At 37.4% G+C, this 25,566-nt stretch carries 18 protein-coding genes; 6 read left to right on the top strand and 12 right to left on the bottom strand.

The features are described from left to right. Nucleotides 1–166 precede the first annotated feature (166 nt). A complete protein-coding gene (gene corA / locus AAEY68_RS08315) occupies nt 167–1,264 on the bottom strand; it encodes a magnesium/cobalt transporter CorA (protein WP_225305725.1) in 1,098 nt (365 codons plus the stop codon). Between the two features lie 664 nt (nt 1,265–1,928). On the opposite strand from corA, the gene AAEY68_RS08310 reads away from it, so the two are divergent. Further along, entirely contained in the window at nt 1,929–2,744 is an 816-nt protein-coding gene (locus tag AAEY68_RS08310) for a PRC-barrel domain-containing protein (protein WP_010552598.1), read from the top strand. Nucleotides 2,745–2,930: 186 nt separating this feature from the next. On the opposite strand, the gene AAEY68_RS08305 is transcribed toward AAEY68_RS08310, so the two are convergent. Continuing rightward, entirely contained in the window at nt 2,931–3,647 is a 717-nt protein-coding gene (locus AAEY68_RS08305; RefSeq protein WP_024609484.1) for an HAD family hydrolase, read from the bottom strand. Between the two features lie 541 nt (nt 3,648–4,188). Here AAEY68_RS08305 and AAEY68_RS08300 point away from each other — a divergent pair. Next, nucleotides 4,189–4,380 (top strand): DUF2934 domain-containing protein, encoded by a 192-nt coding sequence (locus AAEY68_RS08300; protein WP_024590348.1) that lies wholly within the window; start codon nt 4,189–4,191, stop codon nt 4,378–4,380. Nucleotides 4,381–4,540: 160 nt separating this feature from the next. Here AAEY68_RS08300 and AAEY68_RS08295 read toward each other — a convergent pair whose 3' ends face one another. Then, nucleotides 4,541–5,278 (bottom strand): Crp/Fnr family transcriptional regulator, encoded by a 738-nt coding sequence (locus tag AAEY68_RS08295; RefSeq protein ID WP_024590349.1) that lies wholly within the window; start codon nt 5,276–5,278, stop codon nt 4,541–4,543. A gap of 759 nt (nt 5,279–6,037) precedes the next feature. On the opposite strand from AAEY68_RS08295, the gene AAEY68_RS08290 reads away from it, so the two are divergent. The 3 genes from AAEY68_RS08290 to AAEY68_RS08280 all read left to right on the top strand — a co-directional run bounded on the left by AAEY68_RS08290 (nt 6,038) and on the right by AAEY68_RS08280 (nt 9,086). Further along, a complete protein-coding gene (locus AAEY68_RS08290) occupies nt 6,038–7,201 on the top strand; it encodes a GH36-type glycosyl hydrolase domain-containing protein (RefSeq protein WP_502935709.1) in 1,164 nt (387 codons plus the stop codon). A gap of 22 nt (nt 7,202–7,223) precedes the next feature. Next, complete coding sequence (locus AAEY68_RS08285) at nt 7,224–8,711, top strand: bifunctional 2-methylcitrate dehydratase/aconitate hydratase (RefSeq protein WP_350585809.1); 1,488 nt, start codon at nt 7,224–7,226, stop codon at nt 8,709–8,711. A 171-nt stretch (nt 8,712–8,882) separates the two neighbouring features. Further along, nucleotides 8,883–9,086 carry a hypothetical protein gene (locus tag AAEY68_RS08280; RefSeq protein WP_024594219.1) on the top strand — a complete coding sequence of 68 codons (204 nt, stop codon included), beginning with the start codon at nt 8,883–8,885 and terminating at the stop codon, nt 9,084–9,086. Between the two features lie 76 nt (nt 9,087–9,162). Here the strand turns inward: AAEY68_RS08280 and AAEY68_RS08275 are convergent, their stop codons facing one another. The 8 genes from AAEY68_RS08275 to AAEY68_RS08240 form a co-directional block, all read right to left on the bottom strand. Next, nucleotides 9,163–11,721 (bottom strand): putative bifunctional diguanylate cyclase/phosphodiesterase, encoded by a 2,559-nt coding sequence (locus tag AAEY68_RS08275; protein ID WP_350585808.1) that lies wholly within the window; start codon nt 11,719–11,721, stop codon nt 9,163–9,165. Nucleotides 11,722–12,177: 456 nt separating this feature from the next. Continuing rightward, nucleotides 12,178–12,636, bottom strand: a complete 459-nt coding sequence (locus tag AAEY68_RS08270; RefSeq protein ID WP_024594221.1) for a hypothetical protein — start codon at nt 12,634–12,636, stop codon at nt 12,178–12,180. Between the two features lie 52 nt (nt 12,637–12,688). After that, nucleotides 12,689–13,672 (bottom strand): protease modulator HflC, encoded by a 984-nt coding sequence (gene hflC, locus AAEY68_RS08265; RefSeq protein ID WP_024594222.1) that lies wholly within the window; start codon nt 13,670–13,672, stop codon nt 12,689–12,691. After that, a complete protein-coding gene (hflK, locus tag AAEY68_RS08260) occupies nt 13,669–14,610 on the bottom strand; it encodes an FtsH protease activity modulator HflK (RefSeq protein WP_002962612.1) in 942 nt (313 codons plus the stop codon). The genes hflC and hflK overlap by 4 nt, the downstream gene beginning before the upstream one ends. Nucleotides 14,611–15,120: 510 nt before the next feature. Next, complete coding sequence (gene nhaA, locus AAEY68_RS08255; protein ID WP_024594223.1) at nt 15,121–16,485, bottom strand: Na+/H+ antiporter NhaA; 1,365 nt, start codon at nt 16,483–16,485, stop codon at nt 15,121–15,123. Nucleotides 16,486–16,654: 169 nt separating this feature from the next. Then, nucleotides 16,655–17,803, bottom strand: a complete 1,149-nt coding sequence (locus AAEY68_RS08250) for a N(5)-(carboxyethyl)ornithine synthase (protein WP_024594224.1) — start codon at nt 17,801–17,803, stop codon at nt 16,655–16,657. A gap of 510 nt (nt 17,804–18,313) precedes the next feature. Continuing rightward, the gene (locus AAEY68_RS08245) at nt 18,314–20,038 is read right to left on the bottom strand and encodes a glycoside hydrolase family 9 protein (RefSeq protein WP_350585807.1); all 1,725 of its coding nucleotides are present in this window, start codon (nt 20,036–20,038) and stop codon (nt 18,314–18,316) included. 73 nt (nt 20,039–20,111) lie between these two features. Continuing rightward, nucleotides 20,112–22,625 carry a glycoside hydrolase family 3 protein gene (locus AAEY68_RS08240; protein WP_350585806.1) on the bottom strand — a complete coding sequence of 838 codons (2,514 nt, stop codon included), beginning with the start codon at nt 22,623–22,625 and terminating at the stop codon, nt 20,112–20,114. Between the two features lie 218 nt (nt 22,626–22,843). Between AAEY68_RS08240 and AAEY68_RS08235 the strand changes: the two genes are divergently transcribed. Next, nucleotides 22,844–24,019, top strand: a complete 1,176-nt coding sequence (locus AAEY68_RS08235; protein ID WP_350585805.1) for a helix-turn-helix domain-containing protein — start codon at nt 22,844–22,846, stop codon at nt 24,017–24,019. A 32-nt stretch (nt 24,020–24,051) separates the two neighbouring features. Here the strand turns inward: AAEY68_RS08235 and AAEY68_RS08230 are convergent, their stop codons facing one another. Next, complete coding sequence (locus AAEY68_RS08230) at nt 24,052–25,563, bottom strand: tryptophan halogenase family protein (RefSeq protein ID WP_350585804.1); 1,512 nt, start codon at nt 25,561–25,563, stop codon at nt 24,052–24,054. Nucleotides 25,564–25,566: the final 3 nt, after the last annotated feature.

The following is a 25,566-nucleotide window of genomic DNA, read 5'->3' as shown; positions in this document are numbered from 1 at the left end:
AAAATATGGAACGCAAAACACTTACACCCCAATTAATACAATGAGTGTAAGTGAGTGATATTATTGGTTCTGTTCGCTAGCGTACGCATTTATTATTGTTAATCATAAGCAGTTGTTTTATTGAGTATTTACTTGCTGTTTCTATTAAATTTTGTTTCTATTAAAGTTAATTTCTATTAAGCCAACCTTTACGCCAAAAAATAAATATCATTGCTGCCGTTATCAAAATAAAAACACACCACAAAACGGGATATGCCCAAGTCCAGTTTAGCTCTGGCATGTATTTAAAGTTCATTCCATAAATTCCAGCTATAAATGTTAACGGTATAAAAACAGAAGATATAATAGTAAGCACTTTCATAATTTCATTCATACGATTTGAAATAGCTGACATGTATAGCTCACTTAAACCGCTTACCATTTCACGGTATGACTCAATAATTTCAACAATTTGAATATTATGCTCATACACATCTCTAAGGTAAGGGCGCGTAGAGTCATCTATTCTGCCTCCTTCCTCGCGATACAAATGGTCGATAACCTCTCGCATAGGCCAAACAATTCTTCTTAATAATGCCAATTCTCGTTTAATACTATGGATATGATGCAGTACGTGGGGAGTTGGATTTTCAAGTGTTGTTACTTCAAGTTCCTCAAGGATATCGCCATATTGTTCAAGTACCGGAAAACATTTATCAACCAGTTCATCAAGTAATGCATAAAGTAAATAACCAGTACCATTTTTGCGAATACGACGATTTTCTGTATGCAAACGACCGCGAACGGATTGCCACACGTCTCCTGGTTTTTCTTGAAAACTCAGTAAAACATTGTCATATAAAAGTAAGCTAACTTGCTCAATATCAAGGATTGTATTATTGGGCTCATGCGTCTCTAGCTTCAACATGCTTAATACAACAAATAAATGATCGTCAAAAAATTCGATACGAGGTCGCTGAGGTACATGTAAAATATCTTCTGCGGTGAGCGTATGAAATGCGAAATGATGTTGAAGTAAACCAACAATATAAGAGTCTGTATTACTCACGTGGATCCACCTCACCGTTGCCCACTCAGGTTGGGGAGTTTTTAAAAACTCATCAATATCGCTAACCTCTTTGGCTTCTATACGGCTAGCTGAATAATCTATATAACGTATAACAGCATTGTTTGATCTTGTTGGCGCTAAAACACCAGCAACGTATTCAACTTTGGGTGACGGCCCAGAAATAGTGTTATATTTATGTTTTCTCGACTTGCGCACGTTATATAGCCCCAATGCTGGAGCACCCAACTTTCTCTTTTTATTATGTATTAACATTATATGCTCGATTACTTTATTTAAAGTTAGCTGAATAAAGTGAGTATTCTCAACACTTACAGCGCGAATAAAAGTCAGTCACAAAGCCACGCTACTCAAAAATAAGCATAGAGTCCGTGCGCTAACACTCAAATATAATGCCAGTTTTAAAAATACACTTCGCACGTTCTAATTATTCTTGTTATAGCGCTACCTAAAAATCAATGAAAAATAACATTGCTTGTTCGTCAGCGCACAGACCTTTGTTTTTCAAAAGCCGAAACTGGAAATATTAATCTACTTATCGTTTGTACTTTACAGCTTATAAAGCATGGTTTTTATAGATAAGCATTAGGGTCTGTTGACCTTTTAAGATAGAAATTTGTTCTATCTAGAGGCTATTTAATCGCGGCGCAAGGTTTGCAACCTAGCGGGCTCGGTAAAAACCGAGCAAAGCTTCCGCATCCAGCTCACGCTCTAGGACAAACCCAAAGGGCTGCGCATGTTTAACCTCAAAAGATAAACGTGCCCTAAATAAGAAGAAAGCACTTGATAAGCAAATGCGCGTTAAAAACTGCAAAAATAATGCATTACAAATGCAAATAACCCACTAAAAAGGATCGTTATTATGTTACGTAGTATGAAAGACTTAGAAGGTTGTGCAATCGCTGCTAGTGACGGTATTGTAGGCAAAGAAAAAGATTTTTTGTTTGATGACCTAGCATGGGTGATACGTTATTTTGTTGTAGAAACAGGCACGTGGCTATCGAGTCGCAAAGTTTTAATTTCCCCTATTGCGGTGCAAAACCCAAATTGGGATGAAAAGATTTTCCCTGTTTTAATCAGTAAAGACCAAGTTAAAAATAGTCCTGGTATTGATACTAATAAACCCGTTTCACGACAACATGAAATGGATTACCTAAACTACTATGGATACCCGTATTACTGGATCGGTACTAATTTTTGGGGAAGCGGGATATATCCCTACTCCTTATATCCTGGCAATGACATTTTTGAACATAGTGTCGAAGGTGCCCGCAGCGCAAATCTAATTCATAAAAGTATAAAAAGCCAGCATGATCAAAAAGGGGATCCTAATCTTCGTAGTTGCAAAGCTATTATTGGCTATAACATACACGCTAAAGACGGAGACATTGGCCATGTATCAGGATTTTTAGTTGAAGAAAATACATGGGCGGTTCGTTACCTAATTGTTGAGACGAGCAATTGGTGGGGAGGACATCAAGCACTTATCCCGTCAGCATGGATTTACGAAGTGCAATGGCTCGACAACTCAATTTCAACTGATTTAGTTCGTAAAGCGATAAAAGATGCGCCGGTATATGAGCCAAATAAAGAGATAACTCAGGACTTTGAAGCAGCTGTTTTTCATCACTATGAACTTGCTGCATACTGGGAAAAAATTGCTAAAACAGTAAAATAAACAAAGTTAAAACGGGCACAAATCCCAAAACAAGCGTGTCTTAATCTGCCTTTTATAACACTCTTACCAAGCAAATTTTCAAGGATGATATTTGCTTTTTATACTTAAAAATATTTCCTCCAAATGTTACTTGTAAAACTCAGGTAAAACTCAGGTAAAATTCAAATAAAATAAGAGCAATACACATCAATATAAAAACAATTTTTGATTAGAGTTTAAATTGTATTCAATTAAATCCTCTTTATAAGAAAAACCGTAGTTGAGTAAATCACTTATACTATCAATACTCGTATCTGCCTTTCGATAGGTCAGTAGTTGCTTAATATCGTGGGCATAATGTCCTTGACGTGGAAATATAGTTGTTAATTCATTTTTCCACTGCGCTTTCATAGCAGCTAAAATACGTAACTTATCATCTACCATTACATAATGTTTCGCGGGGTACTGCTCTTTTATTGCTGCAAGCATTTGCTCTTTGTGAACATATATCAACACCCTTCCCTCCACTGCATCCCATAAACCGGAGCGTAAAATTTTAAGTGGTTGTAATACAATATCGCCATCAGACAAAATAACGGTGGGGCCAAATTGTTGTAAATGTTCAATCACAGCAAGTGCGTTAGGATAAAGCCTTTCTTTATATGGATAATTAATTAAAAAAGAAGAAATCAGATGCAGTCTCGGATCATCAGAATGTTCCATTCGATAACACTGTAGTGCGCCCAAATAGTCGGCATAACCGAGTTCTTTACGAAGTTTTTCAAAAATAGACCAGTAATGGTCACTATTTTCACAACCAAATTCACCTTCTAAAAAATCTTTCAAATGGCTTAAAATAGTATCGCTATCGAGCAATGTATTATCAACATCCAGTAAAAATACGATATCGGGAACTGTTTGCACGCGCTGTCCTTAAAATAATTTAAGTACTTTATATTTTATTATATGAGTTTATTAATATTGACTCTGTACGGTATCGCGCCAAACAGCATATTATAAAAGTAAATATGTTTACCACTTGTCACCTTCTCAAAATTACTATAAATACAGATAATGGGTAATTTATGTTCGCTGTGGCACAGACTCAAAATTACAAAGGCATTAGGATAAAGCGGTCATACAAATTGTAGAATAGTCTTTTAAGCTATACGTAGTACTGCTTTTATACCAATCTGCTTAATTAGGTGAGCTATTTTGAGGTAAGAAAACCGTGTCGATAACAAGGCAAAAATTTCGTTATTTAGTTGTTCTTTTTCAGAAATTTTTAACACAGTTAGCGTCAGGTTTATGCCCTCAAATTGATCAAGTATTATTGCACATTGGTATTACTATGATAAATCGAGCTTACATTCCACTTAAGATTGAGAATGATGTAACTACACTCAATGTTTTAATTTGGTATTAAGTTTTTTATTTTATCGAGTAATATTTTAGGAATAATCACATGAGTAATAACATCTCAAGTAATTCAGTATCAAAAACTAAACCTAATTTGAATAAAGAAGGTCTCAGCCGACATGACATGATTGAAGCTAAAGCTTACTCATTAGCCAGTGATCGTGACTTTACCGGTGACAATCACTTAAATGATTGGCTTGAAGCTGAAAAGGAAGTAGACGGACAACTACCAAAGTAGGTTAAATGTAAAAAGCCCAGTAACAGCAGAACATACACAAATTTTAAACCGAATATATTTATATTCGGTTTATAAATTTATTTTAGAGCCCAGGCTCAATGAACAACTTGCTAGGCTGTTCTTTTGACGCTCTTAAACATTTATTTGATTCCAAAATATATTAACTGATAATGGATAGTTTTCTAACGTTAGGTTTTTTTTCCATATAAGACTCCAACCTGTCTGTTTCTCTTTTTACAACCTCATAGCACTCGCATGACTGAGATTCTAATTGAGGTCGGTCTATCACACTAATATGACCACGTTTATAAGTGATAATACCCAGCTTTTGTAGTTTACCAGCGGCCTCAGTTACTCCCTCACGTCTTACGCCTAACATATTTGCTATTAGCTCTTGAGTCATTATTAAATTGTTACTCGGTAAACGGTCAATCGATAGTAAAAGCCAGCGGCTTAGTTGTTGCACTATACTATGATGTCGATTACAAACTGCGGTTTGCGCTGTTTGGGTAATTAATGATTGCGTGTAACGTAACATGAGCATACGCATATCAGGCTCGCTATTAAATTGCCTGCGTAATTCACAAGCGGGTAAGCGATAAGCAGTACCAGCACTTTGCACAATAGCCCGGTTAGGAGTGCTTTCTCCCCCCATAAATACAGCTATACCTACAACCCCTTCATTACCGATAACTGATATTTCAGCAGATGAGCCATCAATCATCACATACAATAATGAAACAATACTATCTATTGGAAAATAAACGTAATCGAGCTTTTCACTTGTTTCATAAATAACTTCTCCAAGGGATAAATTGACTCGCTTTAAAAGCGGAAACATGCGGTGTTGTGCGTCAGTAGATAAAGCATTAAGCAGTTTGTTCTTCAATTGACCCATCTAATGTGAATTTCCTTTTTATATGCCCAACTTATAACTAATAAAACCTAAAAGTAATGGCTTTGAAAGTATGTAAGTCAGGATATTTTAATAATAAACTCGGATTTGTTTATACAGTTATTAGGCGCTAGAAATGAAAGGTCGTTGCTTTTTGATAATAAAAATTGTTCTATTTTTATTAAAGAATTTTAAGGTGCCTTTAATTATTTTATATACGTTTATTCACTTTAAATATAAGCCGACACTCCCAGCTGTACTTCACTGAAATAATAAAATACTCAATATAACAAGGCGAATATGTACGCTAACACACATAGTCTAAATTTATCTGCCTTTAGTTGATATATATGCATAATGGTTGATGAAATTTAAAGATAATCCACACCATAACATGGCGACAACTCACTGTTATAAAACACAAAATAGAACTCTACTATTAGACTATGTGTGTTGACGAACCGACCCTTAACGAAGCTTGTTATATGTTGATGTATGTATTCAACAATAAGATAAACTTTATGAATATTTTTAATGATTACTTGCTCACCTCTAATAACCAAAATAATTTAAAACATCTTTTTTTAAATCCAGTGATAAATTTAACCGTCAATATCTTCACTACGACGTTTAGTCTCAAGTATTTACCACGATGAATAAAAATAAGCTTATCAACATCCTTTCGCCATTTTTCCCTTGGCTTAAATCAGCTCCCCCAAAAAAACAAATCCCCATTCGATCAACACTATTTTAGATGAGCTAATGCCCTTTATTGAAGGTCGCCCCCTTAAAGACGACGAAGAATCCTATTACGACTTACCCTCTGTGAGTGCAGCAAGGTCGAGCCTTTACCAGCATTGCGTGTTGGCAATTGAGCATGGTTTACACTTTGGAGAAAAAGGTTTACCGTTAATGGGCTCAGGAGATTGGAATGACGGTATGAGCCTTGTTGGAATACACGGCAAAGGCGAAAGCGTTTGGCTGGGGTTCTTTTTATATAAAATACTACAAGAATTTTCACCTATTGCTGCATTACATGGCGATATAGAGTTTGCTACTCGTTGTGACGATGAAGCACAAAAACTACAAGGTAACCTAGCTAAACACGCATGGGACGGAGCTTGGTATCGTCGCGCATGGTTTGACGACGGAACCGCGCTGGGCTCATCACAAAGCCCAGAGTGCACTATTGACTCAATAGCGCAAAGTTGGTCAGTGCTCTCTGGTGCAGCTAATAATGAGCGCTCTACGCAAGCAATGTCGTCTTTGTATCAGCATTTGGTCAATAGCGATGATAAATTAATCCAATTACTCAATCCGCCTTTTGATAAATCAAAAATGAACCCTGGTTATATAAAAGGTTACGTCCCGGGCGTGCGCGAAAATGGCGGGCAGTATACGCATGCCGCTATTTGGGCAAGCATGGCATTTGCTCAACAAGGCGACAAAAAAAGAGCCTGGGAATTGATGAATATAATCAATCCATTAAATCATGCTAAAAACGCCGAACAAGTTGAAACCTATAAAGGCGAACCTTATGTCGTAGCCGCCGATGTTTATGCCGTTGCTCCGCATATTGGACGAGGCGGTTGGACGTGGTATACCGGATCTGCGGGTTGGTTATACCGACTAATAATAGAATCTTTATTAGGTGTAACACGAACAGGAAATAAGCTAACCATTTCACCGTGTATTCCAGAGGATTGGAGCACCTACTCAATCGACTATCGCTTCGAGAGCACCTATTACCATATTACAATTGAGCAAATTATAGGGGATAAAAAACATAATAAAAGTGAGCTAATACTTGACGGTATAGCGCTTGAATCAACTTATATTCCACTTGAAAACGATAAGCAAAAGCATGAAGTTCACCTAAGCGTTTACTCAGTGAATTCTAATAAATTGAAACCAAGTAAAATATAAACAAACGAATTAAGGATACAAAATGAGTAGTAATACAGATAATAACACTCGCCCAGATTACGACAGTGTTATCCAGGATATCGCTGATTATGTATTAACGTTTGAAGTATCAAGCGCAGAAGCACTAAACACTGCACGTAATTGTCTAATGGATACCTTAGGCTGTGGACTGCTCGCTTTAAAGTTTTCACAATGTACCAAACTTCTTGGTCCAATTGTCAAAGGGACCGTTGTTCCTAATGGCGCACGAGTACCAGGGACCTCGCTCATACTCGACCCTGTTAAAGCAGCGTGGGACATTGGTTGTACCATCCGCTGGCTCGATTACAACGATACGTGGTTAGCTGCTGAATGGGGGCACCCTTCTGATAACTTAGGTGCTATTTTAGCTGTAGCCGATCACTTGTCTCAAGTCAGAATCGCAAATTCACAGCCTCCCCTGACTATGCGAGACGTACTTGAAGCCATGATTATGGCGCATGAAATTCAAGGCGTTATCGCATTAGAAAATTCTTTTAATCGTGTTGGCTTATGCCATGTATTATTGGTGCGTGTAGCCTCAACGGCTGTTGTCACAAAAATGATGGGGGGCAGTAGAGAGCAAATAATGGCAGCCATATCTCAAGCATGGGTTGATGGTTCTGCACTGCGTACTTATCGTCATGCGCCAAACACTGGGTCTCGTAAATCTTGGGCTGCGGGCGATGCAACTTCCAGAGCAGTTTATTTAGCTGATATGGCAATGCGCGGTGAAATGGGTATACCCAGTGCATTAACAGCTGCGCAATGGGGGTTTTATGATGTCTCTTTCTCCAAAACTAATAAAGACCAAGCACTAAAGCCTGAAGCGCAGCGCACGTTTTCGTTCTCCCAAGGTTACGGTTCATATGTAATGGAAAACATTTTGTTTAAAATTTCTTTTCCAGCAGAGTTTCATGCGCAAACAGCAGCAGAAGCCTCCGTTATTTTGCACCCTCAAGTAAAGTCGCGTTTAGACGATATTGAGAAAATAGTGATCCGCACCCACGAGTCAGCCATACGCATTATTTCTAAAACAGGACCGCTTGCCAACGCAGCTGACCGCGACCATTGCTTACAATATATGATTGCTGTTCCCTTGGCATTTGGGAACTTAACTAGCGATCATTATGAGGACGACTTTCACAACACGCACCCTATCATCGATAAACTACGCGACAAAATGGAGGTGTTAGAAGATAAACGCTTTACAGCTGAATACTTAGAGGCGGACAAACGCTCTATTGCCAATGCAATTCAAGTTTTCTTTAACGATGGTAGTAAAACAGAAGAAGTGGTTGTTCAGTACCCTTTGGGTCATCGCCGTCGTCGTGAGGAAGGCATTCCATTATTAGAGCTTAAATTCAAATCTAATTTAGCAACACGCCTTGCAACCCAACAATGCCAAACCATATTTACCCTTTGTAAAGATCAAGCCAAGCTTGAAAATACGCCAGTAAACAGCTTTATGGACTTATTTGTTATTCAATAAGTTAAATTGCAGTATGTACGGTGATACTGTAATACCAATTCGCTTAATTAAGTGATCTATTTTTAGGTAATAAAATAGCTCATTAACAAAGCGAGCTTATAATATACAATTGTTTTATATGAATATTTTTTAAAACGAAGCTCTAACAAAACACAACGAACGGGACTTATTATGACTAATGAAATTAAACACTCAATCGCAAACTTTGCAGCCTTAGAAACTTCAATAGCAAATGGGGAAGAACAATCGGTAAAAGAATTATTAGCAGATCAGTCAATGCAAGAGCTAGAAAAAAGCTACCTGTTAGACTTAGCTAAACTCGGTAATAACAGCGCTATCATAAAGCTATTAAATGATATTCCCGCAAAAAAATAGACGCTCGTAGCTATGTTATTACTCCATAGCTGGCGAGTTAATCCATGTTGTAAGGTAATAATTGATTGTTCTCGTTTTACTTATGATGACTTGTTTTATTTAGGCTATTAATATAATCAATAAGATTATTTAAAGGTATTGGTTTGGAAAAATAATAGCCTTGAACCCTTATACTGCTGAATTGAGATAAATAGGCGATCAGCTCAGCATTTTCAACACCTTCAATGACCACTATTTTTTTAAGCTCTGTACAAATCTTGATGATACCTTCTAATAAAGCGCGTTCTTGGCCCTCATGCTCAGCACCAATCGTGAACTCCCGATCTATTTTTATAATATTAGCAGGCTGCCTCGACAAGTAAGAAAGGCTAGAATATCCAGCGCCAAAGTCATCAATCGCAACGTTAAAGCCCTTAGCCATCAGCTTTCTAAGAACGCCTTCGATAACCCCTTTTTCTGACATGACTGTTTCAGTCACTTCAACGGTGAGCCGATGTGGCTCTATACATTTATCAGAGACTAATTGGCAAATATTTGCAACAAACCCTTGCAGCTGTAATTGCTGGGGTGAAAAATTAACAGCCACAGTAATATTTTTTAACTGCGCAGTATTACTCATATCTTTAAGTACCTGTGCTAGTACTTGTTTGCCAACTTCTAATATTTGCCCCGTTTGCTCTGCTATAGGTATAAAAATAGCCGGGGAAATATACGCACCATTACTTTTCCATCGCACCAAACTCTCAACACTAATCACTTTGTTATCAGATAAACTATGGATTGGTTGGTAATACACTTCTAAGTCACCATCTTTAAGCGCTTTTTGAAGCTCTCCTCTAATGTGGACTATTTCTTTATGCTTATCATCCATTAGCTTATGATAAAAACAAAGCTGATTCCCTCCAAGGGTTTTCGCACTGTCCATAGCAATATCTGCATGCTGTAATAGTACTTTTGAATTTCCTACTCTTTCTTTAGACATCGATATACCAGCGCTGGCTGTAAGATAAATATCAACGTCCTCTAAATAATAAACGTTTGCTAAAGAGCTTATTAATACTGATATTTCTTCTCTTAGTTTATCTTTACTTATATTACTGTAATAAAGAATAAACTCATCATTACCAAAGCGTGCTATTGAGTCGGCTGTCAGCGCGTTATTTTTAAGTCTTCTTGCAACTAGCTTGAGAACTTTATCGCCTATGGCATGCCCTAAACTATTATTTATAGAACTAAAGCCATCTAGGTTTATAAAAACCATTGCACACGGTGAGTTTAACGCTTTGGCCTGCTTAGACTGTTTAGCGTTTATTTCATCATCTAGCGCATCTCGGCGAATTAGCCCTGTTAACTCATCATATTTAGCCATTTTAAACAGCTTTTTTGATTGTTGTTTTAGTAGGTATGAAGAGTCTGAAGCGAGTATAAAAATATAGATAAAGATGAAAGTAAGCCAAATTATAATTTGTTCGACTTTTGCCCTTTCTTTTAATGCAGAGTAGTTATTAATAAAACTATATACATTGTGCTTTAAAATGCCCATTACATCGACTTTTTCTACAATATAGTCACTGTATAAACTCAATAGTATATTTAAATCGTATACGTTTTGCTTTTTAGCATTAACAGAAAAGTAAACTTGAGGCGTCAATTCAATAAATACATCAAACGTATTTAGATAATCTATGTATCTGTTCTCAATTAATAAATTCATGTCTAGTAAAGCTAAAACTTGATACTTACTGCCAGTAACTGAATTTATAGGTATCGAAAACATAATAGTCGGCGTACTCGTTTTCAACGTTAATGAATTAGCTGCAAATCTAACTTCATCCGTAGTTGTATTTAACCAGTTCACTACAGAATCACTTGATAGAAATCCACTGGAAATAAATTGCTTAGAAAATATGTCACCTTCAACTAACGTAAGATTTTCATCAAGAATAAGCATCCCTTTGATGATTTTATAATCCCTCGCATAATTTTTCATATCAACAGCGGCAAGCTTTAAAAAATTATCATGACTCACTTTTTCTAATCTCGACTTAATCCGAGATAATGACTTTTTATGCTCATCAAGGTTTTTATTAAGCATTGTCCCCACTAAGCTTATTTTTTCTCGTGCTTTTTCTTCTTCACTACTCACTGTTTTTACTGCACTAGCGTACCATAAAGACACACCCGTAAAGATAACTAAAAACATGACTGCTTTGGTAAACTTAGCCCCTTTAGTTATCGTTGCAGAACATAAAATTTTAATAATGAGCGCTGAGAAAAAAGAAAAAACCATAACGGCATTTAAAGCAGTAATAAATGGATTATCACTAATTAAAAAAAACTTTTCGTCAACGACTCCCCATAAGCTCAATTGAAAATTTAAGAAAAAAGCACATCCTAGAATGCCTAATACAGGAGTCACATATTTAACTTTATTTGTAAATTTAAAATTAAATAATAAAGTTAAGATTGAGCCTAAAACTAGCGATATTAAAGCGGTACTAATAGAAATTATAGGCATCAGAGGTGCTTCAAGTAAAATACTCTCCAACCCACCCAAAATTACTACAACAACAAAAAACTGAATAAAGCCTAAATATAAAATACTTGCTGCTGATTGAGTTAGAGATAACCGCATGAGTCTGTTGTAACCTTCTAATTTGAGTCGCCAAGATCTTAAACTGTAAAGCAACTGCCGTATTAGTACAGTCAAATTTAATTGTTTTGTATTATATTAAATAAAAAGATACAGCCTTTATGGCTATATATTAAATTGAGGGAATAATCTAACGAAAAATAAGTAGATTCATAGTCATGCAATATCATCTGCTTCTCATTTTAATATCAACCTGCATAAATATTTGAACAATTAAAACAAATTAAATCACTCTATAACGTTGCTAAATAGACCCCGTATATAAGCAGATTGGTATAACTTAGTAACTAAGATTGACTGTCCGGATATGTTGAGCACACCAAACCATTTTACTTAACTCGATTAAAAGAAAAGATCCTGGATATAAATTGATATCACATACATTTGATTGAACTGACACCTTAGTAATACACTAATATTGCCAGTTCAATCAGTCTATTACATATCTGAAAACCGGTTAGCCGATTGCACAATTCTTTTTATCTCATTTTCTTCAATATCTTTTATTGTATCAAGCAACGTTTTTGCGCTTTCAATATCTACACGAGAATATATATGAATGTATAACTCAATAACTTGTTCATGATGGTTTACTATTTTCTCCATAATGTCTGAGATATCTAGCTCTTCAAAGAGTGAGTTGCAATCAACGCGCTCAATAATTGAGTGCTTTTCGATGTAATCAAAACACCAGGTGTTTAGCGCTTTTTCGTCTGCCGTATTTTCAAATCCTTGTACAATATTCTCTAAACTCTCTTCATGCTCAGATAGGTAGCGAAGCATCATTCGTGCTCCCTCATCCTTATTTTGTTTAGAGCTCTGGTTTAGGCTATCTTTTAAGTTTTTGTGAAATAAAACGGTCCAATTGAGTACATCTCTAATTGTTTCAATTTGCATTTATTGCTCCTAAGTTTAATGATATCTATACAATATTTTAATATGAAGCATGCTAATTTTTAGGATTAGGCTCACTCACCTGAGTGTGTTGTAAATACTGAAATAGCTCACTGTCGGTCGATAATACCAATGTTGTGTTTTGGCTAAGGGCAAGTTCAAGCGCCTGCAACGAACGGGTAAATGCATAAAATGCGACTGCTTGATCATTTTTGTTATAGGCTGAGGCGTAAATAGCGGCTGCTTTAGCATCAGCTTTACCTCTAATTTCTGTTACTGCTCGGTAGGCTTCAGATTGAATTTTATCTAAGTCTCGCTCTCTGTTACCTTGTATACGGGCAGCTTCGCCTTTTCCTTCTGACAAAAAGCGTTCTGCTATTTGACGACGTTCGCTGATCATACGTTCATAGATTTTAGGGCGTACACTTTCATTATAATTAATACGTTTAAAGCGAATATCCATAAGCTCAATACCAAATACTTTTACTTTTTTGGCTGCGGCATTAAATATATCTTGCTCGACAACTAAGCGTCCCATGCTTATAGGCACTAAACTACCAATATTCTGCTCTTTTTCAGCCTCGGTGAGTGACGAGTCACGCAAGGGTTGGCGATCTTTCGTTGTACGAATAATTTCGATTAATTCGTGTGTGGCTACTGCATTACGCGTTTCACTACCAAAAATATCATCAAGTCTAGACTGTGCGCTTCGCTCATCACCTAAGCGTAAAAAATACTGCAACGGATCGGTAACCTGCCACCGCGCATAAAGACTTACAGAAATATAAAGCTTATCTTTGGTCGGCATATCAGAAGGTGTTCCTTCCCATTCCAGCACGCGCTTATCAATAAAATTAACTTGCTGAACAAAAGGCATTTTGAGTTGAATACCCGCCTCTCTAATTGGCTCTCCAACCGGTTTACCAAACTGAGTAATAACCACCTGCTCTACTTCGTTAACCGTATATAAAGCGCTATACAAAGTAACCCCTACAATTGCAGCTAAAATACTGCTGCCAACGATTAAATAAGATTTCATGGCTGCTGTCCTTTTAGTGAAGTTAAATTGAGTAAAGGTAATACACCGCGTGCTTCGCTATCGATAATAATTTTATTTTTTATCGTTGGCATAACATCAGTCATTGTTTCTATATATATTCGTCTGCGTGTTACCTCAGGTGCCAGTTGGTACTGTGCAAACAGCGCATTAAAACGCAGAGCGTCGCCTTCAGCTTCATTAACTCGCTTAAGGCGATAACCGTCAGCTTCTCTTATTCGTTGGTCCCGCTCCCCCTCAGCAAGCGGAATAACGCGGTTATATTCGCGACGCGCTTCGTTAATCAACTTTTCTTTTTCTTGTTGAGCCTGATTAACTTCATTGAACGACCCTTGTACTGGTACGGGTGGATTAATGTTTTTTAGCTGAACCTGATCAATACTAATCCCCATTACATATTTGGTTGCCAATGCCTGCATTTTTTGTAATGCCTCAATTTCAATCCCTTGCCTGCCAATGGTAATTACTTCATCTACAGTTCTATCGCCTACAACTTCACGCATAACTGATTCAGACACGTATCGTAAAGTGCCTGCCGGGTCGCGCACCTCAAATAAGTACTTTTGGGGATCGGCTATCCGATATTGAATTACCCATTCAATCAGCGCAGTGTTTAAATCGCCAGTTACCATTTGGGTTTCTTCGCGTTGATTTGTTGCAGGTGAAATTTTTGGCGCAAATGAGCGAATATTATTTTCAGGATTAATATTTTGATCTGGGTCGGAGGCTCCAGGAGTAGAAAAACCAAACTCCTGCTTTAGTTGCCGCTTAGTAGGCACTATTGTGACGTGATCAACACCTAATGGGATTTTTACATGTAAGCCCGCAGGCAGAATTTCTTGAAACTTACCAAACCTTAATACCAAAGCAACTGAATCGCTGGGAACGGTATAGACTGCGCTATAGCCTGTAGCAATCAATCCCAAAAACAATACTATGGTTAAACTTGTGCTAAATTTTCCACTCAGCAACTTCTTATACTTTTTAAACGCACCGCTCATCACTTTATCGATATCTGGCGGACCGCTTTTACTTTTAGAATTTGGACTATTTTCGTTTTGTGTAGAAATAATATTCTCCTTTTTAAGAAACCAAAAATATGGAGCCTTATTACTACTTTAGATTGTCATAAGCCCTAGCCTAAAGCGCCAACGTGCTTCGCAATCTAGGTGATAACTTCCTCTGTATAATTTAAGGGTAATAATTTAGGGGTAATGATTTAAGGAATAGTTTTAAGATTTAAATTCATGCACTTATAGATTAATTTAAAGCCAAAAAACCTTAGTAAGACATTAGCGTATTTATTTTAATTGGTCTGTTCGCTACAACACATAGCGTGTTTTAAACAATAGGTTTAATTGATAAATAAAGGGTTAAGTACAACTAATGAGTACACATTATTGAATACCCATTAGCCCCTTCACGCCCTATTATGGCGTTGAATTAATTGATTTATTGCTCTTTTTTGAGGCAACCACTCGAATATATAAAACCCCAAGTATTGCAGAAAGAACCGAAGCCACTAAAACCGATGTTTTTGCGTTATGAAGATGCTCGGCTTGCCCATCAAACCCCAACGTAGCAATAAAGGTAGACATGGTGAATCCAATCCCGGCGATAAGTGAAGCACCAATAACATGCTGAAGATTGATACCTTCTGGCAAGCAACCTATTTTGTAGCGTAAAGCAAGCCAACACGCACCCGAAATACCAATAAACTTACCAACAACAAGACCACTAATAATACCTAAGCCAACGGGATCACTGAGACTCTCAACAAATGAACTAAAGTTAAAAACCACACCCGCATTAACTAAAGCAAATAGCGGTAAAATAAACAGTGCGACAGGCAGGTGCAGTACATCTTCCCACCGACGCAAAGGTGTACCTGCATTTTCGGCTAAATCACGAATTTCGAGTACCTGTTTATGATCCTGTCTGCTAGCCAGAACATCTACTTTCTCTATTTCTTTTTGCATTGAGGTAATGGTTGTTTTTGCCTTTTCAAGCGACCTTCCTGAGCCCAACATTGAGCGTGCAGGAGCGGTTAAAGCAATAGCAACACCTGCTACAGTAGGATGCACACCTGACTGTAACATCATCCACCAGGTGGCAAGACCAATTATAATGTAAAAAAGCGGCTGCCTTATTCCTGCATAATTGGCGGCTACTAAAAAAGTAAATAGAACAACGGCGCATGACAAATACATCACCGATATTTCTTGGGTATAAAACACGGCAATAACGAGTATTGCCCCCACATCGTCAACAATCGCAAGACCTACAATAAAAGCCAACAAGCTTGTTGGTATATGTTTTCTTACAATTGTAAGCACACCTAATGCAAACGCAGTATCGGTTGCCATGGGTATACCCCAACCAATCAGTGAATCTTGCCCCCAGTTAAACAGCGAATAAATACCAGCTGGCACAACCATTCCGCCTATGGCGCAAAAAATGAGCATGTGTCTATTTTTGGGCTCAGCTAAATCTCCAGCAAGTACCTCTCGTTTTATTTCAAGCCCAAGCAATAAGAAAAATATCACCATCAAACCATCATTAATAATGTGTTTAAGCGAGGTTTGTAGCTCCAAGTTTCCTAATGAGACTCCAATAGGCGTATGCACTAAGTTCAGATAGGTAGCTGAATAAGCTGAATTTGCCCACCATAGTGCAATGATTGTAGATACCAGAAGAAACAGACTAGAGGTGGTTTGAGCACGCATAAAATTAGAAAATGGGTCGTGCATATAGTCTAAGCCACGATTTAGTATATTTTTAGAATCGTTAGGCATATCAGGTAGCCTTATAAATTGTGGGTGTTCGTTTTATCAAAACTTTTAAGATTTAAGTTCTCCAGTTTTACTATCAGTCAACAAACACTTCGCCTTAAAATTACTAGCATTAAGACGAAGTGCACCCCCTAATTAATCTAATGTAAAATTAGATTAGAGATAGATTTAATCATTGTGTTATTACGTTATAAGGGTAAATATTTTCGCGGTTTTGGAATGCCAAAATAGCCGTATTTTTAATTATTCCTTGCTCAATGTTTATTGCACGGCGAATGGTTTCATCTTTTTGCCACTGCAAAGCACCTTTAAGTATCGTTTGTAAATATACAATGAGCGCCGCAGAGATTGAACGCGTCGCGCTTTCCCATAAATAACTCGGTGTATGATCAACGCCATAATAATCCGTGTTGTTATATCGAAATAAAGGGTTTTTAAACGTTGTCGGCTTTGCGAAAAAGAATCCCATCCCCTCATCACAGCTAACATCAATAATTAAGCTGTTTGGTTTTAAGCAGTCGGCTTCTGATTCAATTACAAAGTTAACCGGATGAGCTGTTTCTTGATAAGTCCCGTTCACGATAATATCGGCTTCGCTAATAAGATCGCCAAGTGGTCGATTAGTCCCATCATGTTCAACAACCATCATGCGAGCTTCTCCTTCAAGACCTTCTCGTACCTTAACATAGTGACAATCTAATATTTCTTCACGCACTTCGTGATCAGGGCGCTGAATACAAATTGTAATATCTCTAAAACCATGCGCTTTAAGGGCGTAAATAGCGCCTCTACTCACTGCACCAAAACTAAATATAATCGTTTTACGTTGATCGCCATAATGACCATCAATACCCTTAAGTTGCAAAGCATGTATTACAGCGCAATACCCTGCCATTTCATTGTTTTTATAAAAAGTATGACGCCCTACATTTCCTTGTGGTGACCACACATACATATCTTCAAAAGCAATTAAGGTAAGTTTACGTTCTATCGCCGCTTGTGTTATTTCATGCTGTTGAACGCAGTGGGCATAGCCCCAAATAGTGCCTCCTTCGCGCATTTCTTCTAAGTCAGCAAGTACAGGCTTTGCAATAATGGCCGTGCCAATATGGGTAAGTATTTCGCTGCGCGATGCAATGCCACCCGTTAACGTTGCAATATATTCATCGCTAACATTAAAAGCGGTGCCATAGCCTTGTTCAAACACCATTTGTTTTCTAAGACTTTCGGGAATTCGTAATAAGTGCTCTGGGTGAATAGGATACCGTCTTTCATCTGTCTTGCGGGATGTTCCGATAACGCCGATAGTTAATTCACTCATGCTAAGTCCTGTTTATAAAGTAAGTACGCTTGAGTTCATCAACGAATCATCATACTTCGCCAATAAACTTAGGCGGTGTTTTTTCTGTACGTTTTTGGCTCGGATGAACCAACTCTATTTTACAAAGGTGTAATTTTGACAATAAATAATGAAGAGCAGTGAGTTAACTTGCATTGAGTTGCAAGCTGAAGACTATTACCTTTTGAGTAAAAGTGCTGACTGAGTATATCAGAAATAAGTATTACTAACTTGGGTATCTCAAACTGAAATAAAGGGAGTACTCGCTAATTACTGAGGTTTTAACTTCGCAAGTTATTCTGTAGAGCAGGTTTAATCTGCTTTGTATTGGGTTAGCTGAACGTTTGGCTTTTATATTAGCGTCGGGTATGTGCCATGAAGGGACATTCATAACCCTTAATGTATGAAGTCAAGATTGGACCCCTTTGATTGATGCAAAGTTAAAGTTGTATATCAGTGAGCTACAACGATTGTAAAATACTCAAATAAATCTCACCGGCTAACAAACGCTCCCAGCACATATACAAGCGGCGCATTCCAATTAATTGCCACTTCGTTCGTTGAGTAACTACACCAGCTATCGCTGTATGATTTTGCAGGTTCGTTGGAATCATAGTTACACTCATCCTGCTGCCCAGCTTGGGGACCGCCAACTAACATACCTGGTACTGGAGCTGTAATGCCATCACTTTGTGAAATTCGATGATGCGGGTGTTGTGGTGTTTTATCACCAAAACCAGTAACAAACGAATACCCTATTGGGTTGCGTCCTAAAATGTAATCAACAAGCCCTTGCGCAGCCTTTAAGTACTGCGAATTATTATTTAACTGAGCGGCTTGTAGCAAAACTATCGCTTTATTTAACGCTGCTGAATTACTTCCCCACACAAAGTCAGACTTTTCCATCGCAACAATATATGGGCTATTTTTATGTTGTTTTAAATACACATCAGCTAAGTGTTTTTGCTTTATTTTAAGATCTTCGTATTCTTGTTCACTCAATAAATCTTTTGCCTTAAACAGTAAACTGCTTAAAGAAAGATACGATACATTTCTCCATGAAGGAGCTGAATAATGAATATTTATCTCTTTATAAACAGTGTAAAAACCTCTGTCTTTAGTTGTTATAAATAACTCTGCAGCGGCCCAAGCAAACTCATCTTTTAGCTGGTTATCACCATACTCTCCACTTTTAATATCATCAGGTTGCTCATAATATTGGGTTTGATTTTCAAGCGAGTACTTCCATGCCTTAATTGCAGCCGCTAAATATTGCTTACTTTTATTGGGGTAATAGGAAGCAATTACTCGACTTGCCACCGATAACGTCGCGGCAAAATCAAGGCTAGCCGCTGTGCTTTTTCCTATCATGTAGCGCGCTCTTTTATCTTCATGCGGCATTTCATAACCTGGCCATTCACGCGTTGTGAGTTTGTGATAAACACCCCCATCATCGCTTTGCATAGTGATCAGCCATTCAAGGTTCCATAGTGCTTCGTTTATAATATCGGGGACGTTATCTGACGATTCAGGGATGTTTAGTATTTGCTTTTGATACACTTCAGGGTAGTGCTCAAACGCCGCAAGTAATGTGTACGTGGTAATACCAGAATTAACAACATACTTGCCATAATCGCCCGCATCGTACCAGCCTTTTTGTGATTGCACCTCTTTCGCTTTAAAGTCATCACCTTGCTCTGCTGATAAATGATAAAGCACGTTGTCGTCTTTATGCCCTAAAGGCCGCGCATAAATACCTGCATACTTTTTCTCTATTTCAATACTTGAACGATTTAAGTAATAGTATTTTAACGCCGCTGTATGAACTGAGTCATATATATGATTATTAATTGAGAATACGGCAGAATCTCTCACTCCTTTTACACGTAAAAGGTAATCTCCTGGTGTTACACTATCTGTAAATTCAGCGTGTTTAAATATGTCACTTCCTGAGTTATCCCACATTTTAGCGTGTGATAACTGGCCGCTACGTATTATTTTATTAGTATTTACATCCACTAAATCATAAGTAGTCGCGGTTACATTTGGCACTATTGCTATTTTTTCGCTATTAACTAAATAACCAAGCTGATTAACTGCTATTTTTTGATTAGATGACTCTGTGCTCAGTTTACTAAAATCATCTTTTACTACCGCCGTGCATGCACTCAAGAAAAGCACAGCGATTAACGTTAATTTTAAAACAACATTTTTCATAATGCCCTTTCCGTATGCGCATAAATTCAAGCGAAAATACAACAAGGGTGCACTAATATGCACCCTTTGCCATTTATTCACCGCATTTTATATTAGCTGTTTCCTTTGCTTTAGGTTCAAATTGAACATTAGCAACGCGTACTTTAGCTGCGCCTTCACTTGATAAAACAAATGGCGCACTAGAGCGTTCAAATTCAACCCCCTTATTAGCAAAACACAATAGGTCTATCGATACTTTATGCCATGTACTTAATTTAAATTCTTTAATAATAGGCGCTATGTCAAATGAACCACACTTGCTTTTACCACAGCCCATTTGAACATTTAACGCTTTTTCTGGGTAAGCCTCTATACGTATATCAAATGTTAAAGCACTTTTATTGATTAAGTACTGCGATAAATCCTCTCTGTACCATGTTGAGCTAATTAATGCAGATGCATGATTACTGCCAGTCCAAGTGAATTCTTTTGCGTCTCCTTGAATTTCCTTGTCAGCTTCAATCATGCTTAAGCCTTGAATTTTACCAACCGGAGTTTGGATATCTTTTGTTTCTTGCTCAGTTTGCAATTGATAGTTCCAATCACCTTTTGCCCTACCTTGCATAATTACATAAGGTGTATTAGTGGGTACTTCAAATACAAAATCATTGTGAGTATTTAACTTACCAAGATTTATATTATCCTTGTAAGTTAAGCCAAATCCATAAGCAAATAATGGATCGTACGGTTTATCGAATCTATTTAATACAACTTGGGATGCGTATTTAGGCCATGAAAAAGAAAGCTTACCTTTGAAGTCATACTCGGTATTTCCTTTTTTATTGGTAAATAACACGTCAGCTACACCTACGCCTTCACTACCTGGAAGCCAAGCAGCAACAAACGAATCAGATGCGTTTATTTCTCTATTAACCCAAAGTGGCCGGCCAGATAAAAATATCGACACCACTTTTATGCCCTTTGATTTTAATAACTCGATTAATTTAGCGTCACGATGAGAGTGAGCCTGATAAGCAATCGATTTCAAGTCACCAATCCACTCTGCGTATGGGTTTTCACCAAATACAACAATAGCTACATCGGGTTTTTCATCAAAGCTTCCATCAGGGCTCAATACCGCCTTACCACCGGCTTTTGTTACTAGCTGTTCGATACCGTCAAATATTGATGTACCTCCAGGAAAATCAGATTTGACATTACCCTCACCAGTCCAATTAATTGTCCAACCACCCGTTTGCTTACTCATATTATCAGCGCCGTCGCCAGCAACTAAAACTTTACTATTTGGGCTAAGCGGTAACAAATTATTATTGTTTTTCAGCAGCACTAAAGACTCTCGTACAGCTTGCCTTGCAATCGCTTTGTGTTCAGGAGCACCTAATAATTGTTTTTGGTTAGCGTATTTACGTTTTGATGGAAGTCCTTTATTGAATAGCCCCGAACGCATTTTTACACGTAAAATACGCCTAACTGCATCGTCAATACGTTCAATGGGAATAATGTCATTCTCAACTTGCTCTATTGTATTACCTATAAAAGCTTTCCAGTCTTCGACTACCATAAACATATCAAGCCCAGCATTTACAGCCTGTGGGCAGCTATCGTTAGTACAGCCAGGTATTTTACTATGCGAATTCCAATCACCTACTATAAAGCCATCAAAACCGAGTCGAGTTTTTAACACGTCAGTAAGCAGGTATTTACTGCCATGTAAACGCAGTCCATTCCACATATTATGCGAGGCCATAATACTTTGCACACCCGCTTTTATAGCTGGGAAATAAGCCGCAGCATGGTTTTTAATTAAATCTTTTTCGGTTTCTCTATTATCGCCTTGATCAACCCCTTGATAAGTACCACCATCACCCACCCAATGCTTAGCGGTAGAATAGATATGGTCGTCATCTAAAAAGTTAGATGTATTTACTTGACCTTGTAGCCCTTCAATCATCTCTTTTGAATACAAAGCAACTATCTCTGAATCTTCAGAATAGCTTTCATAGGTTCGCCCCCACCGATCATCTCTGGCAACTGCCAATGTAGGTGCAAAGGTCCAATCGATTCCTGCAAGGAGCACTTCTTTTGCTGTTGCTTCACCAATTTTATAAATTAACGCGGGGTTATGCGCTGCACCCAAACCAATATTATGAGGATATAAAGTAGCGCCAATAAATTTATTATTTCCATGTACGGCATCAATGCCATACGTAACAGGAATAGCTAAACCACCAGCGGATGTATCCATTGAGGCTAAGTACAACTCATCCATAAACGACACCCAATCAGACACACTTGCATTGCGGTCATTATGCAAAAATGTACCTCCTCCATTTAAAACTGATCCTAAATGGTATTTTTTAACGTCTTGCGGGGTGACCCATGTTATTTCTGCTTGAACCATTTGACCGACTTTTTGTTCCAGCGACATTTTATTTATTAAGCGTGTAATGTCCGCTTCTAGCGCTGCATTTTTTTCTATTGCGGGTTTTTGTTTTGGCCATAGCGTTATATCATTTTTAGCAAATGCAGCTGAGCATGACATGCTCAAAAATGAACCTAAAACAAATGAAGAATAAATATTTTTCATTAAATTGATAACCTGATACTTTGTTAGTGTGACGAATAGTTTTATTACAAATACACTATAATGTCGTTCAAATAGAGGTTTTAGGCGTTCTAATACGTGTAATACACTTTATTTGAACGCTAAACCTGTTTTAAATATTTAAACTTGTTCGATAATACATACCCACACGAATGACACAGATGTGCCAAATAAGAATTTTAATAAAGGTGTATTAAATTGTGAAAGAAGTACTTTTTAACACTCACGATCTCGCTTTAATTTTTACAATGTTTATATGCTTATCGTTTAGCGTATTTTTAATCACATTAAAAAAAGGGAATAAATTAAGTAACTGCCTACTTGCCTGCTTTTTATTAGCTCAAGCCGCTATCCCTATGGATAATCTTATAAACTTTGGTGAAGCATTTAGACCTTTTGCATTAAATTTATCGCCAAATTTGTTTTATACATTCGGCTTAGCATTTTGGTTAGAAGTCCCGCTACTTTTACTCTATATAAAATCGTTAGTTAATAAAAATTATGAAGTTAAAAAAATTGACGCACTGTATTTTATTCCTTTTATACTTTATGCCATCTATTTCACACTAGATTGGCTTATGCTCGACAACAGCGTTAAATTAGATGCACTCCAAAACGGTACCATTGAAACTACACCTATCGTTGATCGTATAATTTATTTTTCTCGGGAATGTTTTCGTTTTTCTATCAGTGTTTTATGCTTTTTAGAACTACAAAAATATCAAAAAAATATCAAAAATGAATTTGCAGAACTAGAAAGTGTCGATCTGACTTGGTTAAAAGTCTTAGTTATTGGCTTTTTAGCTGTTCATTTAAACGCGATATTTGTCTCGCTTGGCATTATTATGTCTTATGACATTGGGATAATTGTCGATCACGAGCTATTGGGGCTTACCTCTAACTACGCGGTACTTTTATTAATAACGAGCCTAATATTTTTTAGTGCAGGTCATTCAAGAATATTCCAAGGTATTGACGACACACTCACTACCGAACAAAGTAAATTGCCAGAGGTCTTTGAACCCGAAAAAATACAAAAAATTGAAAGCTACTTGCTACAAAACAAGCCTTATTTAAACCATTTACTCACACTAGATAACCTAGCAAGCCAATTAGGAATGGGGTCAAGAAGCCTTTCATCAATAATTAATAGGCACTTTGGTAAAAACTTTTTTGAGTTTATAAATCACTACAGAATTGAAGAAAGTAAACGGCTGCTACTTTTAGAAGAAAATAAAACAGTGACCATGTTAGACGTTATGGATAAAGCAGGGTTTAACAGCAAAGCGACTTTTAACACATTTTTTAAAAAACTAGTGGGTATAACACCCACTCAATTTAGGAAAGAGCATTGGGAACGTCAAGCAAAAGCCTAGCTTGTCCACTTACAACTCTCTACAACAATGCATTATGGCGTATAGTTTTTTAAAATATACGCCTGGTGATCGGGCATTACATTTGCTGAGCGACTAATTACTGATTCAATATTTTTTAGTCTACGCTCTATTTCATCATGGCTTAGTCTATCAACTAGTGGGTGGTAGCTTTTAGGTTTAATGCCTTGTCCGTGCATAACAGCAAGCCAAGATGTTTCGTTAAATAACTCGTTGTCATGTCTAAAAATACGCCCGTTTTCACTAAACATATCTATTTTTTGTTTTAACGAATCTGGCATTTCTATGTTTTTACAATAACGCCAAAATTCACTATCATCGCGATTTGTTAACTTATAATGCAAAATAATAAAATCGCGAATACGATGATACTCTGTTTCAGTTTGCTGATTAAACAAGTCAATATCGCACTGCGTAAAAGCTTTACTTGGGAACAACGTCATCAGTTTTGCAATAGCCGACTGAATTAAATGTAACCCTGTAGATTCAAGTGGTTCAACAAAGCCTGCCGATAAACCAATAGCAATACAGTTTTTATTCCAACTTTTTTTACGCATACCTGTAACCCACTGTAAGCTATTTATATCATTTAGAGGGCTTGATTCCAGTGTGTTTAATAATAAATTCTGCGCTTTATCGTCATCCATAAACTCGCTTGAATACACAAACCCATTACCTACTCTGTTTTGCAGCGGTATTCGCCAAGTCCAGCCCACACTCTGCGCCGTAGACTGTGTATAAGGGTTTAGTGATTTTGTAGATAAACAAGGCGCTGCAACCGCTTTATTACAAGGAAGTAAATGTGTCCAATCTTCGTAGCCTGTTTTAAGTGCTTGCTCAATTAGCAATCCTTTAAAACCTGAACAATCAATAAATAAATCACCGCTGAGTACCGTGCTATCGTTTAACACTAACGACTCTATCATTCCTGTTACAGGGTTGGTTTTTACTTCATCAACCTGACCTTCAATACGCTTAACACCTTTATTTATAGCGTATTTGCTTAAAAATTTAGCATAAAGGGTTGCGTCAAAGTGGTAGGCATAATTAATACCTGCTAGCGGTGTATTTTGCTGGGTAGACGGGTGCATAAATTTGTTGGCGTAAGCACCTACCGATGCCAGTGAGTAGTTAGATAAGTTGGAAGTTTTTTTAAATTTGGGGTCATCTTGCATTTTCAACCAAAAATGATGAAAAGGCAGCGCCTCCATATTAGTACCGTAATTTCCAAAAGGATGAAAATAGCGATGCCCTTTTTCCTTCCAATCTATAAATTCTATACCTAGTTTAAACGTTGCATTTGTAAAACGGATAAACTCAGATTCATCGATGTCGAGTATTGTATTAAATAGCTGAATTTGCGGAATAGTTGCCTCACCTACAGACACAGTCCCTATGTCGCTCGATTCAACAAGTGTAATGCTACAATTATCGCAACCAATAACTTTAGCCAGTGCCGAGGCACTCATCCAACCTGCTGAACCGCCACCCACAATTACAATCGACTTAATGCGTGTATCGCTCATTGT

The organism is Pseudoalteromonas sp. RB2-MNA-CIBAN-0110 (assembly GCF_040309305.1).
Lineage (GTDB): Bacteria > Pseudomonadota > Gammaproteobacteria > Enterobacterales > Alteromonadaceae > Pseudoalteromonas > Pseudoalteromonas arctica.
Note: the sequence above shows the minus strand (reverse complement) of the source record. Positions and strands in the feature narration are given on the sequence as shown.